A 13,654-nucleotide genomic window follows, 5' to 3' on the forward strand; every position below is an offset into this window, starting at 1 on the left:
GCGGTGACTCTGGTCAGGAAGCACAGGCACATGGGAGTCAGAAGCCAAGGAAGCGTAAAGATCACACACAGGATCCGTGCGGACCAGCCATGATCCGGGCATGCCCACCACCACAGAATCTGTCGCCAACGCCAACGCCAACGTCAAGGCGCCCTGGCTTCTCGCCCGTTTCGCGCAGGGCTCGATCGCGGCGGCGGTCGTCGCCGATGTGTTCCGGATGACGGCCGTCAGGGCCGGACTCGCGTCGATGGTGTACGTCTACGCGATGACCGCGGCGGCTGTGCTCTTCCTGGTCTGGCTCAGCCGGTGCCGGCGGAACGCGGAGCTCCTCTCCCCGGGTACCGCGGCCGTATCCGGGGTCTGGGCCGTCTTCGCCTGGCTCATACCGGTGGTGAATCTGTGGGTCCCGAGGGCGTTCGTTGCCAACGTCCAGCGGGCGAGCGCCGGCGGGGAGGGGAAAGAGCCGAAGAGGGGCCTGGTGAACGTCTGGTGGGGGTTCCTGGTCGCGCACACGGTGGTGACGGCGATGGGCCAGCTGATGGGCCAGGGAAAGTCGGTGCCCTTCATCGTGCTGTCGGCAGGGCTCAACTTCGCCGCGGCGGCGCTCGTGATCCGCGTGATCCAGCACATCACCGAACTGCAGAGCGCCGCGCTCAGCGACCTGACGTCAGCAGTGACAGCCTGAGCCCTCGCCCTCCGTATGGCAGGACGGCGTCTCGGCCGGCAGGTCCAGCATCGGGTTGCCGTCGAAGAAGCCGAAGGGCTTGAGGTGGAAGCCGACCCGGGTGACGGGCATGACGGGCCAGTCCTCGGGGCGGACGACGTGGTGGGCGCCGATGGTGTACCAGAGGACGAGGTCGGCGTCGGTGAGGGGGCGGTTGGCGGCGGTGTAGGCGACCAGGCCGTCGGGGCCGGGGTTCTGGGCGACGTAGTCGCCGGCGGCGTAGCGCTCGGCGGGGTCGTAGGGGGTGGCCCAGAGCTGGCGGGTGGCGAAGCCGCCGCGGTTGGCCTGCTGGGAGCCGTCCTGCCAGAGGGGGAGGGTGTAGGCGCCGGGTTCGATCTTGTAGGCGGGGGCGGCGCCCAGCGCGGTGGTGGTGTCGGCGCTCGCGATGAGCCAGGCGCGGCCGCGCAGCGGGTCGGGGAGGCGCTGGGCGTCGGCTTCGCAGGTGAGGTGGGTCTTGCGGGTGCGCCAGGCGTTGCCGTGGGGGTTGCCGGGGCCGGTGGGCTCGGCGGCCGACTCGACCTCGAAGAGGTTGTTGCGGTCGCCGTCGACGCGGGTGTCCATGCGGACGCTGAAGTAGTGCTCGTGGTTGGGCGCGTAGAGGTTCTGGGCGATCTTCGTGCCGTACTCGGGCTCCTGGCCGTCCGCGAGCGCGCCGACCGAGAGGACGCCGGTCAGCTTGATCTCGAACTCGATCGATCCGTCGAGGTAGAAGTTCCAGTAGAAGCCGTACTCGTAGTTGCCGACGGTGGCGATGAAGGAGACGACTAGCCGCCGGTTGCGGCGCACCTCGCCGCGCTCGGTGCGGAAGTCGGTGTGCTTCCAGCCGATCGAGGCGTCCTCCTCGTGCATGCAGATGGCGTTGCCGATGCGGACGGGCCCGCCGTCCTGGTCGTTGACGTACGCGTCGAAGTAGTGGATCTCGCCGAGGCAGTCGCAGCCCAGCTCAAGGGAGTTGGCGAGCCAGCCGAGGCCGTACTCGCCCATGTCGAAGACGTTCTTGTTCCAGTGGGTGGGGGCCGGGTCGCCGTACGGGACGTACATCTCGGAGAGCGAGACGCGGTGCAGTACGGGGCGGAGCACGCCCTTGTCGACGTAGCCGATGTCGTGCAGGACCAGGCCCTCGCGGGGCGTGAAGCCGATCCGCAGGCGCCAGTTGGCCCACTCGACGGCGTGGCCGGTGACGGTGAAGGACGGGCCGCCGGGCTGGGTGATGGAGATGGGCCTGAGGGGGGCGCGCACCTGGTCGAAGGCGGGGACGTTGCCGGGGGCGGTCAGCAGCTCGGGGTAGTAGTTGCCGGGCTGGGGCGGCAGCGGGACGACGCCGTGGTCGACGACGTCGATCACCGTCATGGTGTCCAGGTCGACGGTGACGATCAGGCCCTCGACGGGACGGGCGTAGCCGTTGTCGTCGGGGCCGGAGCGGACGAAGGTCAGCGGGCGGGCGATGCGGCGCAGGGACGGGTCGTCCTCGGGGCCGGTGTAGCCGCCCGCCCAGGGGTCGACCATGGCGAGGGAGAAGTCCTCGACCCCGCGCAGCCGCATAGCCGCCTGCCAGCGCCCGTCCTCGATGACCAGCTGCTCGCAGGCCATGAACTCCTCGTACATCATCGGCGGCTGGCGGCCCTCCACGGTCCGCCACGACACCAACCCCGCCCCGCTGAGCGACACGACCGCCTCGTAGGTGGCGGCGAGTTTCGGGTTGCGCAGCAGCACGGCCGCCCGCCGGTCCCACTCCGTGCCGGGGCGCCAGGCGCGGAGCAGGTCCTTGGCCGGTTCGGCCAGCTCGACGTAGACGAACCGGGTCCCGGCGGGCAGCCTGCCGCTCGCGCCGAGCACGCCGGCGGCCAGGGCGATCTCATCGGGGGTGAGCGGCTCCAGGGGGTGGGCGGCGGGGCTGGTCGGTGCGGTGTCCATGGCGCGATCCATGACGCGATGGTAGAAAGCCCCGATTTCAGCCGGTCACCGCTGTTTGTTACGGGCGCCGTACGGGCGCTAGACGATCGCGACCGGCGCGTCCCACGCACTGCGGTCGACCGTGATCGTGACCCCGCCGCGCGTCTCCTTGCTGTTGACCAGGTACTGGTGGCCCCGGCGGTGCCCGGTGTACAGCGTCGAGGCGTACGGCCAGTCCGTGGTCGTGGTCCTGACCTTGTCGTAGTACGCGTACCAGAGGATGTCGGGCAGGTCCGTGCGGTCCTTGGCCTTGGCGACGGCGGCGGCGCTGGTGCTCTTGAAACCGTAGAAGCCGGCCCAGTAGTTCTTGGCGTGCACGGCCTTGTCCCAGGCGCGGATGTAGGTCAGGACGGCGCTGACGCAGGAGGTGCTGGTGATGTCGTACGCCTCCATGTCCAGGTAGACCGCGCTGCCGGCCTTCATGCCGAGCGCGGCGGCCTTCGCGACCGCGTCCGTGCCGTCGGTCTTGCCCAGGGAGGCCGCGGTGGCCGCGGTGAGCTTCTCCGGGTTGGCGCTGGTCTGGCAGGGCGGCTGCGCTCCGACGTACAGCGGGATGAGCTTCCAGCCGGAGGCGCTCACCGACTTCACCCAGGACGAGGTCAGCTGCGGCTGCGCGCAGCCGCGGTTCTTGCCACCGACGTAGACGGCGGCGGCGCCGTAGAAGTTGGTGGCCTTCCACGCCTTCATCGCCGACAGCTTGGGGGCGGTGCAGGTGTCGAACGCGCGGCCCGAGTACAGCGAAGGCGCCGGCCTTGTCGTGGATGTCGTCGAGGTGGCGGCGTTGGCCGTCAGCGCGCCCCCGATGAGCGCGGCCACGCCGGCCGCCGACCAGGCGGCGTACCGCCGCCGCTTCGAAATCCGGTGACCGGACAAAGCCTTACCCCCAGCATGACGTACGCACAGCAAACGACTGGCGCAGATTAGCGGGTGGTTCGGCCGAGGTTCACATCAGGCCGGGCCTCACATCAGGTCGGCGGGGCGGAGGCGGAACACCAACAGGCGCATGTCGTAGTACTTCTCGGTCTCGCCGACCCACTCCATGCCGATCCGGCGTGCCGTCGCCCCGGCGCGGTCGTTGGTGGGGCGGGCGACGGCCAGGACCTCGTCGAGGCCCTCGTCGAAGGCCCGGCGCGCGAGGGCGCGGCCGGCCTCGGTGGCGTAGCCATGTCCCCAGGCGTCGGGGTGGAGCTGCCAGCCCATCTCCAGGTCCTCGCCGCGCGGCGGGAGGGGGAGGAGGACGGCGCCGCCGATGACGCGGGCCTCCTCGCGCAGCTCGATCGCCCAGCGGCCGGCGGGTGGGAGGAGCCGGGCGGCCTCGCCGGTCCACTGCTGGAGGACGAGCCGCATGGCGGCGACATCGGGGACGCGGTCCATGGCCGGGCTCAGCCAGTGCGAGACGCCGGGGGCGCCGTAGATGGCGAGGGCGGCTTCGTCGTCGTCGATGTGCCAGGGCCGGAGCAGCAACCGTTCGGTGACCAGTTGTCCCACCATTTCTCCACTCTAAAGGCGGAGGATGACGAGCGCCGTGTCGTCGGTCGGGCCCCCTCGCGGGGACAGCTCGGCGAGGAGGGTGTCGGCCAGGGCTTCGGGGTCGAGGCGGGCGTGCCGGGCGAGGGCGGTGGCGAGGCGGTCGAGACCGGTGTCGATGTCCTCGGTACGGCGTTCGACGAGGCCGTCGGTATAGAGGACGAGGGTGGCGCCGTCGTCGAATCCGGTGGTGGCCTGGGGCTGGGGGACGGGTTCGGGGCGGGCGCCCAGCGGCGGGTCGGTGGCCCGGTCGAGGAGGTGGACGGTGCCGTCGGGCTGCAGCAGGACCGGGGGCGGGTGGCCGGCGCTGCTGTACGTGATGGTGTGCGCGGGGAAGTCGATGACGGTCTGGACGGCGGTGGCCGACTCGGCGCCGGGCACCCACCTGGCGTACAGGCCCAGGACGTCCAGGGCCCGGGCGGGCCCGTCGGCGGCCCGGACGGCCGCGCTCAGCGCGCTGCGGAGCTGGCCCATGACGCAGGCGGCCGACAGCCCGTGGCCGACGACATCGCCGACGGCCACGGCGACACGGTCGCCCTCGGCGGTGAGCTCGACCAGCTCGTACCAGTCCCCGCAGACGTTGAGGGCGCCGACGGCCGGCCGGTAGCGCACCGCCACGGGCCGGTGGCCGACCGGCCGGGGCGGGGGCAGCATCGCTTCCTGGAGGGCCAGGGCCACCTCGCGTTCGCGGGCGTGGGCCTGACGCAGCCGCTCGTTGACGGCCTGCAGTTCCCGGGCACGGCTGTAGAGGTCCGCCTCCAGGACCTGGCGCCGGCCGTCCGGGTCGCCGCCCAGGCTGTCGCGGCGCCGGATCAGCTCGGTGACCTCTTCCACCCGCTGCACGATCAGCGCCACCTTGCCGTCCGCGTCGAGCAGGGGGACGTTGACCGGGCTCCAGTACCGCTCCTCGAAGACGCCGGGCCGGCCGGGGATCTCCACGTCGTAGCGCTGCAGCGCCATGCTGTCGGGCTCGGCCGTCTCCACTACGCGGCGCAGCGACGCCTCGAGGTTGCGGACGCCCGTCGCGCCGGGATCGGCGGGATTGTCGGGGAAGAGCTCGAAGAGATGGCGGTTCAGCAGTTCCTCGCGCCCGCGGCCCGCCATGGCCACAAACGCCTCGTTGACCTCGATGACGACCAGGCCGGGCGTCATCACCATCACCGCCCCGGGCAGGGCGCGGAAGACCGCCCTGTAGTCGATCTCCGGCTCCGAACCGCCCATGTGCCGCCGCCTCGACGCGCCCGCCACCTTAGGGTCTGTCCGGCGGGTCGGACAGACCCTTCCTCTGACCACCCACGATAGGCCGTACCGGCCGCTATGGCATGAAACGCATGGAATCGCACGGACGGCGGAAACTGTCATGGCCGTCGTAGACAGTCGTAAGTGTTGTGGTTAGGGTTTTTCACGTGACCGCGGAAACCCGTCTCGACGATGACGACTACCCCGCCTACACCATGGGCCGCGCCGCCGAGCTGATCGGCGCCACGCCCGCGTTCCTGCGGGCGCTGGGCGAGGCGCGGCTGATCACCCCGCTGCGGTCCGAGGGCGGCCATCGCCGCTACTCCCGCCATCAGCTCCGGATCGCCGCCCGCGCGCGCGACCTGGTCGGCCAGGGCACCCCGGTGGAGGCCGCCTGCCGGATCGTGATCCTGGAGGACCAGCTCGAAGAAGCCCTGCGGGTGAACGAAGAGCTGCGGAATATCTAACACGGCGACTACAGAAACAGTCACCCGTCGTTTTCGCCGGGGCCGTGATACCGTTGACCCAGTTGCAGTTGTGGTTCCCAAAGACTTTGCACACGTTCTCCGGCACTTTTTTCCGGATCGGGAAATCATCGCGGCAACGCGAACACGGGCTCGCGCAGTGCGAACCCGGGCATTTCCTGAAGGAGAACACAGTATGGCTACTGGCACCGTTAAGTGGTTCAACGCGGAAAAGGGTTTCGGCTTCATCGAGCAGGACGGCGGCGGCGCTGACGTCTTCGCCCACTACTCGAACATCGCCGCCCAGGGCTTCCGCGAGCTCCACGAGGGCCAGAAGGTTAACTTCGACGTCACGCAGGGCCAGAAGGGCCCGCAGGCCGAGAACATCGTTCCCGCCTGACGCGACTGACGCGCTGCACGACTGACGCGTCCAACGTAGTGAGGGCCCGCACCTTATGGGTGCGGGCCCTCACTCGTGCTTTTTCGTTGTCCTGCTTTTCCGCTTTATTTCGGCTCGTTCTTGCGATTCCTGCCTGGATTTCCCCGGTACGCGCCGCATCGAGGAAGGTTTCGCATGAACCGCACTGCCCGCACCAATGACCGATATTCCCGCGGCAGCTCCACGCGCACCAACACCACCACCCGCAGCGCCCCCGCCCGCAACAGCTACCGCGGCAGCGGTGGCAGCAGCTCCGGCCGCCGCCCCGCATCCGGCCTCCAGGGTGAGTTCGCCCTGCCGACCGGCACCTCCCCCGCGCTTCCGGCGGTCTCGGCGTTCGCCGAACTGGACATGCCGGCCGCGCTGTTGGAGGCCCTCACCGCCCAGGGCGTGACCGTGCCGTTCCCGATCCAGGGGGCGACGCTGCCGAACACCCTGGCCGGCCGTGACGTGCTGGGCCGCGGGCGTACGGGATCGGGCAAGACCCTGGCCTTCGGGCTGGCGCTGCTGGCCCGTACCGCCGGACTGCGCGCCGAGCCCCGCCAGCCGCTGGCCCTCGTCCTGGTCCCGACCCGGGAGCTGGCGCAGCAGGTCACCGACGCGCTGACGCCGTACGCCCGGGCGCTGCGGCTGCGGGTCGGCACGGTGGTGGGCGGCATGTCGATCGGCCGTCAGGCGAGCGTGCTGCGCGGTGGCGTGGAGCTGGTCGTGGCGACGCCGGGCCGGCTCAAGGACCTCATCGAGCGCCGGGACTGCCGCCTGGACCGGGTGAAGATCACGGTGCTGGACGAGGCCGACCAGATGACGGACATGGGCTTCATGCCGCAGGTCACCGAGCTGCTGGAGCAGGTGCAGCCGGGCGGCCAGACGATGCTGTTCTCCGCGACGCTGGACCGCAACGTCGACCGGCTCGTGAAGCGCTTCCTCACCGACCCGGTGGTGCACTCGGTCGACCCCTCGGCCGGCACGATCACGACGATGGAGCACCACGTGCTGCACGTCCACCCGGCCGACAAGCACGCCACCACCACCGAGATCGCGGCCCGCGACGGCAAGGTGATCATGTTCCTGGACACCAAGCACGCCGTCGACCGGCTCACCAAGGACCTGCTGGCCAGCGGGGTGCGGGCGGCCGCCCTGCACGGCGGCAAGTCGCAGCCGCAACGCACCCGCACCCTCGCCCAGTTCAAGGACGGGCACGTCAGCGTGCTGGTGGCCACCAATGTCGCGGCCCGCGGCATCCACGTGGACAACCTCGACCTGGTCGTCAACGTCGACCCGCCCACCGACCACAAGGACTACCTGCACCGCGGCGGCCGTACCGCCCGGGCCGGCGAGTCCGGCAGCGTCATCACCCTCGTGGTGCCCAACCAGCGCCGCGACATGGACCGCCTGATGAGCGCCGCCGGGATCACCCCGCGCATCACCCAGGTCCGCTCCGGCGACGCCGAGCTCACCCGCATCACCGGTGCCCAGGCCCCCTCCGGGATCCCCGTCACCATCACCGCCCCGGCCGCCCCCGACCGCCCCAAGCGCAGCTCCGCCTCCTCGCGCGGCCGCCGCTCCCCCGCCGGTCAGGCACGCCGCAACTCCCGGGCCGCGTAAGGCTCGCGGACTCCAAGCCCTGTGGCCGGGGCCGTTCACTCGTGTGAACGGCCCCGGCCGCGCGCCGATGGCGGCGAACATCCAGTGCGACCTGTTCCGTAAGAGGAGCACGTGCCTGGTGCGGATGCTCTACAACGAGAAGATCGTCGGTGAACACTCCGCGCCGATATCTGATCACAAAGACCAAATGAACGTGCATCGCCGAAACCACGTGTCTGCCGCGCCGAAATCCGTCATTTGGCTCCATGAGACCAACCCTAGTACCGTCGGTCACATGCAGTTGCGCTACAACTACCGACTGTACCCGGACGCCTCTCAGCGCACCGCGCTGGCCCAGGCGTTCGGCTCTGCCCAAGCGGCTGCACAAGGACCTCAGCCGCAAGGCCAAGGGGTCGAAGAACCGGGCCAAGGCCCGGATCAAGGTCGCCTGGCAGCACGCGAAGGTGGCCGACCGGCGCCGGGACTGGCACCACAAGGCCTCCACACAGATCATCCGCGACAACCAAGCGGTGTATGTGGAAGACCTCGCGGTGTCCGGCCTGGCCCGCACCCGGCTGGCCAAGTCCGTCCACGACGCCGGATGGTCCGCCTTCGTCAGAATGCTGGAGTACAAGGCCGTCAAGCACGGCCGGTACTTCGGGAAGATCGGCCGGTTCGAGCCGACCTCCCAGGTCTGTTCCGCGTATGGAGTCAAGGACGGCCCCAAACCCCTCCACGTCAGGGAATGGACCTGCAAGGAGTGCGGGACCGTCCACGACCGCGACGAGAACGCGGCACACAACACCCTGGCCGCCGGACGGGCGGACAGGCTAAACGCCTCGCAGAGCGCAGGTAAGACCAGGGCGAGAATCCCGGCACAGCGCGTTGAAGCAGGAAGCCACCCAGACGGTCACACGACCGTGGCAGGAATCCCCGGACTTTAGGCCGGGGAGCACGTCAATTCTACGACGTGGACGAGCGAGCGAGAGCGAGGAGCTGGAGCGCTGCTTCGGGCGCGACACGGGCTGACAGCCGGCCGCCGGCCTCGCGCCTTGGGCCGGCCGTCCTACGCCAGGACGGGGTCGTGGTGGCGGCTGATGTTGCGCTCCAGCAGTTCGGTGGAGGCGCGTACGCCGACGGGCGCCTCGGGGAGGCGCCCGTCGGCGCGCTTGAGGTCGGCGAGGGCGGTGTCGATGGCGGTGTGGGCGGCAAAGAGGCAGGGGGTGCTGTAGATCGCCACGTCGACGCCGAGGGCGGTGAGTTCGGGGAGGGACAGGCGAGGGGACTTGCCGCCGCCGATCTGGTTGAAGAGCAGCGGCTTGTCGCCGGTGACCTGGCGGATGCGGTGGATCCAGTCGACGCTGCGGACGCCGTCGACGAGGACGACGTCGGCGTGGGTGGCGGCCAGTGCGGCGGCGCGGCGCAGGATGTCGGCCTCTTCGGTGGCGTCGGTGCGGGCGACGACCAGGAGGTCGTCGCGGGTGCGCAGGACGAGCTCCAGTTTGTCCAGATAGTCCTGGAGGGGGAGCACCTGCTTGCCGTCGGCGTGGCCGCAGCGGCGGGGGCGCTTCTGGTCCTCCAGGATCACGCCGGAGACGCCGGCGCGCTCCAGGCGGCGTACGACGTGGCAGGCGACCTCGGGGTCGACGTAGCCGTCGTCGATGTCGACGAGGAGGTGGTGGGCGGGGAAGGCCAGGCGCAGGCGCTCGGCGAAGGCGACCATGTCGGGCCAGGCGATGAAGCCGATGTCGGGGAGTCCGTAGTACGAGGCGGCGAAGCCGAACCCGGAGACGAAGAAGCCGTTGTAGTGCTGGGCCGCGATGGACGCGGAGTACATGTCGTAGATGCCGATCAGGGGGGTGGTGCCGGGGGCGGAGACCTCTTCGCGGAGCAGCTGTCCGTAGCGCAAGTGTTCATCCCTTTCGTCGGACACTGACGTGAATGAGTCAATCTCTACATGTTGTAGTAGACGGGCGCAAAGGGCGATTCGTCCGAATGGGCGCACGGATCACGAGCAGGGCGACACCCAGCAGGGCGGCGGCGACGATGCCGTCCAGCCAGTAGTGGTTGGCGGTGCCGACGACGACCAGCAGGGTGACCAGCGGGTGCAGCAGCCAGAGCCACCGCCACCGGCCGCGGGTCGCGGCGATCAGCCCGATGGCGACCGCCAGGGCCCAGCCGACGTGCAGGGACGGCATCGCCGCGTACTGGTTGGCCAGAGTGTCGGTGGCGGGCGGGCCGTAGACGGAGGGGCCGTAGACGGCGGCGGTGTCGATCAGGCCGGTTTCGGCGAGCATGCGCGGCGGGGCGAGCGGCATCAGGATGTGCAGCGCGAGGGCGGAGACGGTGAGGACGGTCAGAACCCGCCGGATCCAGACGTAGTGCGCGGGGCGGCGCAGGTACATCCACACCAGGAAGGCCGCGGTCGCCGGGAAGTGCACGGTGGCGTAGTAGGTGTTGGCCAGGTGCACGAGAGCGTCACTGTGCAGCACGACCCGCTGGACGACACCCTCGCCGGGCAGGTGCAGCGCGCGCTCCAGGCCCCAGACGCCGCGGGCGTTGGCGAAGGCGTCGCCGACCTGGCCGTTGGCGGCCTGCCGGCCGAGCTTGTAGACGAGGAAGAGGCCCGCGACGAGCAGCAGCTCCCGGACCAGCGGTGGACGGGCGACGGCTTCCCCTCCGCCGAGCCGTATGGATGACGTCGTCGCCATGGCGAGCCCCCCTCCCTCGATCAAAACGCAACCGTTTCGATCCTCTTGCGTTTCGATGCTTTCTTAACCTAGCCTGAGAACTGTACGACACAGTTTCGTTCCCAGGAGGGGTCCCATGTCCGACCACGTCATCCGCCTCTCCCGCCTCACGGCGGAGCGGGAGCAGGAGATCTGCGACGCGACGATCCGGCTCGTGTGCGAGCAGGGGTACGACGCCCTGACGATGGACGCGGTCGCGGCCCGTACGAAGTGCAGCAAGGCGACCCTCTACCGCCAGTGGACGAGCAAGCCGCGGCTGGTGGCCGTCGCGCTGCGGCACACCCGGCCGGTCCTGACGGCCGACATCGACACCGGGTCGCTGGCCGGGGACCTGCGCGAACTGGTGCGCCGCATGGGCACCGAGTCCAACCGGGACGTGGACCTGATGCGCGGGCTGAGCCAGGCCGCCGTGAACAACCCGGACCTGCGCGAGGCACTGCGTGAAGTGCTCATCGATCCCGATACCGACGCGCTCGGCGCCATGCTCCGCAGAGCGGTGTGGCGGGGCGAACTCGCCACCGACAGCGCGGCCGCGCCCTTCCTGACGTACGCGCTGGTGGGCCCGATGATCGGCCGCCGGATCCTCGACGACCGGGACGCGGACGCCGAGTTCATGACGCGCTACCTCGAAGCGGTGATCCTGCCCGCGCTCGATCTCACCTGACTCATCCGACTTGCCTGACTCATCCGACCTCCTGACCTGACGGGATGACCCTGCCCATGGCCACTTTCCTCTACAAGATGGGCCGGTCCGCCTTCCGCCGGCGCTGGCTCGTCACCTTCCTGTGGATCACGATCCTGGCCATCGCCGGAGTCGGCGCCGCCACCAGCTCCTCCTCCGCCTCCGGCTCCGTCTCCATCCCCGGTACGGAGGCCCAGAAGGCCTTCGACCTGCTCAAGGAGCGCTTCCCCGGCACGGGCGCCGACGGGGCCACCGCACGGGTGGTGTTCAAGGCCCCCAGCGGCGAGAGGATCACCGCGACCGACAACAAGGCCGCCGTGGAGGACGTCGTCAGCGAACTGGGCTCCGGCTCGAATCTGGTCGCGTCCGTAACCGACCCCTACGTCACCAAGTCGGTGAGCAAGGACGGCAGTACGGCCTACGCCCAGGTCACGTACAAGGTCAAGTCCAACGAGATGACCGACGCGGCCCGCGACGCGCTCGACGGGGCCGTCCAGTCCGGCCGCGACGACGGGCTCACCGTCGAGGCCGGTGGCGACGCGCTCCAGACGCAGCCGGAGAACGGCATCGGCGAGATCGTCGGCATCGCCATCGCCGCCCTGGTGCTGGTCATCACCTTCGGGTCGATGGTCGCCGCCGGGCTGCCGCTGCTGATCGCGATCATCGGCGTCGGCATCAGCGTCGCCGGGATCACCGCGCTCAGCGGCACCCTCAACCTCGACAGCTCCACCCCGACGCTCGCCATGATGATCGGCCTCGCCGTCGGCATCGACTACGCCCTCTTCGTCGTCTCCCGCTACCGCACCGAACGCGCCGAGGGCCGCACCCCCGAGGAGGCCGTCGGCCGGGCCACCGGCACCGCGGGCTCGGCGGTGGTCTTCGCCGGGCTCACCGTCGTCATCGCCCTGGCGGGGCTGGTCGTGGTCAACATCCCGGTCCTGACCAAGATGGGCCTGGCCGCCGCGGCCGCCGTGGTCGTGGCCGTACTCGTCGCGCTCACCTTCATCCCGGCGCTGCTGGGCTTCGCCGGGGACAAGGTGCTCAGCCGCAGAACACGTAAGGCCCGCAACGCCCGCAAGGCCCACGAGGGATCCGTTCCGGCTGCCGCCGACGCCAAGCCCAACATGGGTACCCGATGGGCCTCCTTCGTGCTGCGCCGCCCGGTCGCGGTGCTGGTCACCGCCATCGTCGGCCTCGGCGTGATCGCGGTGCCCGCCACCGGCCTGACGCTGGGCATGCCGGACGACGGCTCCCAGCCCACGTCCACCACGCAGCGCAAGGCCTACGACATGCTGGCCGACTCCTTCGGCCCCGGCTTCAACGGCCCGCTGATGGTCGTCGTGGACGCGGCTTCCGCCGACGACCCGCAGGCCGCCGCCGCGAAGGTCTCCCGGGCTGTCTCCGGTCTGAAGGACGTCACCGCCGTCACCCCGGCCACCTTCAGCAAGGCCGGCGACACCGCGATGATCACCGTCATCCCCGGCTCCAGCCCCACCAGCACCGCGACCGAGGACCTGGTCAAGGCCATCCGCGACAAGGGCGCCGCGGCCGGGTCCGCCGCCGGTGCCACGGTGCTCGTCACCGGCCAGACCGCCATGGCCATCGACGTCTCCCAGAAGCTCAGCGACGCCCTCATTCCCTACCTCGGGCTGGTCGTCGGCCTCGCGTTCCTCCTCCTGATCCTGGTCTTCCGCTCGATCCTGGTCCCGCTCAAGGCCGCCCTCGGCTTCCTGCTGTCCGTCTTCGCCTCGCTCGGCGCGGTCGTCGCGGTCTTCCAGTGGGGCTGGCTCGCGAACCTGTTCGGCGTCCAGGAGACCGGCCCGATCATGAGCATGATGCCGATCTTCCTGGTCGGTGTCGTCTTCGGCCTCGCCATGGACTACGAGGTCTTCCTCGTGACCCGCATGCGGGAGGCGTACGTACACGGCGAGCGGCCCGCCCAGGCGATCGTCACCGGCTTCAACCACGGGGCCAGGGTCGTCACCGCCGCCGCCATCATCATGATCTCCGTCTTCGCCGGCTTCATCACCGCCCACGAGGCCATGGTCAAGATGATCGGCTTCGGCCTGGCCATCGCCGTACTCTTCGACGCCTTCGTCGTCCGGATGGCCATCGTCCCGGCGGTGATGGCCCTGCTCGGCAAGGCGGCCTGGTGGCTGCCCCGCTGGCTCGACAAGGCCCTGCCCGACGTCGACATCGAGGGCGAGCAGCTGCGCAGGAACCTCGACACAGCGGCGGGCGAAGCGGTGCCGCCGAGCGGGCGCGAACTGCAGGACAGTCGCGCCTGACCGG

The 13,654-nt window shown here is 70.2% G+C and carries 12 protein-coding genes and 2 pseudogenes; 7 read left to right on the plus strand and 7 right to left on the minus strand.

Going from position 1 to position 13,654, the window contains the following annotated elements; genetic code table 11:
• Positions 1-100 precede the first annotated feature (100 nt).
• The gene (locus tag OG607_RS21715) at positions 101-685 is read left to right on the plus strand and encodes a DUF4328 domain-containing protein (RefSeq protein WP_405725853.1); all 585 of its coding nucleotides are present in this window, start codon (positions 101-103) and stop codon (positions 683-685) included.
• Here OG607_RS21715 and OG607_RS21720 read toward each other — a convergent pair.
• The 4 genes from OG607_RS21720 to OG607_RS21735 all read right to left on the minus strand — a co-directional run bounded on the left by OG607_RS21720 (position 668) and on the right by OG607_RS21735 (position 5,425).
• Positions 668-2,650 (minus strand): primary-amine oxidase, encoded by a 1,983-nt coding sequence (locus tag OG607_RS21720; RefSeq protein WP_405725856.1) that lies wholly within the window; start codon positions 2,648-2,650, stop codon positions 668-670. The genes OG607_RS21715 and OG607_RS21720 overlap by 18 nt on opposite strands.
• A gap of 66 nt (positions 2,651-2,716) precedes the next feature.
• Positions 2,717-3,550 (minus strand): glycoside hydrolase domain-containing protein, encoded by an 834-nt coding sequence (locus OG607_RS21725; RefSeq protein ID WP_405725859.1) that lies wholly within the window; start codon positions 3,548-3,550, stop codon positions 2,717-2,719.
• Between the two features lie 87 nt (positions 3,551-3,637).
• Entirely contained in the window at positions 3,638-4,168 is a 531-nt protein-coding gene (locus OG607_RS21730) for a GNAT family N-acetyltransferase (protein WP_405725862.1), read from the minus strand.
• 9 nt (positions 4,169-4,177) lie between these two features.
• Entirely contained in the window at positions 4,178-5,425 is a 1,248-nt protein-coding gene (locus OG607_RS21735; RefSeq protein ID WP_405725864.1) for a PP2C family protein-serine/threonine phosphatase, read from the minus strand.
• 167 nt (positions 5,426-5,592) lie between these two features.
• On the opposite strand from OG607_RS21735, the gene OG607_RS21740 reads away from it, so the two are divergent.
• From OG607_RS21740 to OG607_RS21750, 3 genes are all read left to right on the plus strand, one after another.
• A complete protein-coding gene (locus tag OG607_RS21740; RefSeq protein WP_405725868.1) occupies positions 5,593-5,910 on the plus strand; it encodes a MerR family transcriptional regulator in 318 nt (105 codons plus the stop codon).
• Between the two features lie 193 nt (positions 5,911-6,103).
• Positions 6,104-6,307: a cold-shock protein gene (locus OG607_RS21745; protein ID WP_329315148.1), complete on the plus strand. Its 204-nt coding sequence runs from the start codon at positions 6,104-6,106 to the stop codon at positions 6,305-6,307.
• A gap of 174 nt (positions 6,308-6,481) precedes the next feature.
• Positions 6,482-7,951 (plus strand): DEAD/DEAH box helicase, encoded by a 1,470-nt coding sequence (locus OG607_RS21750; protein WP_405725872.1) that lies wholly within the window; start codon positions 6,482-6,484, stop codon positions 7,949-7,951.
• A gap of 136 nt (positions 7,952-8,087) precedes the next feature.
• Here the strand turns inward: OG607_RS21750 and OG607_RS21755 are convergent.
• Positions 8,088-8,198, minus strand: a pseudogene (locus OG607_RS21755) (IS200/IS605 family transposase); the annotation flags it as partial.
• A gap of 61 nt (positions 8,199-8,259) precedes the next feature.
• On the opposite strand from OG607_RS21755, the pseudogene OG607_RS21760 reads away from it, so the two are divergent.
• Positions 8,260-8,874, plus strand: a pseudogene (locus tag OG607_RS21760) (RNA-guided endonuclease InsQ/TnpB family protein); the annotation flags it as partial.
• 122 nt (positions 8,875-8,996) lie between these two features.
• Here the strand turns inward: OG607_RS21760 and OG607_RS21765 are convergent.
• On the minus strand, positions 8,997-9,839 hold the full coding sequence (locus tag OG607_RS21765; protein WP_405725875.1) for an oxaloacetate decarboxylase: 843 nt from the start codon (positions 9,837-9,839) through the stop codon (positions 8,997-8,999).
• Between the two features lie 37 nt (positions 9,840-9,876).
• Entirely contained in the window at positions 9,877-10,641 is a 765-nt protein-coding gene (locus OG607_RS21770) for a phosphatase PAP2 family protein (protein WP_405725878.1), read from the minus strand.
• Positions 10,642-10,756: 115 nt separating this feature from the next.
• Between OG607_RS21770 and OG607_RS21775 the strand changes: the two genes are divergently transcribed.
• Both OG607_RS21775 and OG607_RS21780 read left to right on the plus strand, forming a co-directional pair.
• The gene (locus tag OG607_RS21775; RefSeq protein WP_405725881.1) at positions 10,757-11,344 is read left to right on the plus strand and encodes a TetR/AcrR family transcriptional regulator; all 588 of its coding nucleotides are present in this window, start codon (positions 10,757-10,759) and stop codon (positions 11,342-11,344) included.
• Between the two features lie 56 nt (positions 11,345-11,400).
• Positions 11,401-13,650 carry an MMPL family transporter gene (locus tag OG607_RS21780; RefSeq protein ID WP_405736950.1) on the plus strand — a complete coding sequence of 750 codons (2,250 nt, stop codon included), beginning with the start codon at positions 11,401-11,403 and terminating at the stop codon, positions 13,648-13,650.
• The last annotated feature ends 4 nt before the right edge of the window (positions 13,651-13,654 follow it).

It is taken from the genome of Streptomyces sp. NBC_01537 (assembly GCF_045040445.1).
In the GTDB taxonomy this organism is placed as follows: domain Bacteria; phylum Actinomycetota; class Actinomycetes; order Streptomycetales; family Streptomycetaceae; genus Actinacidiphila.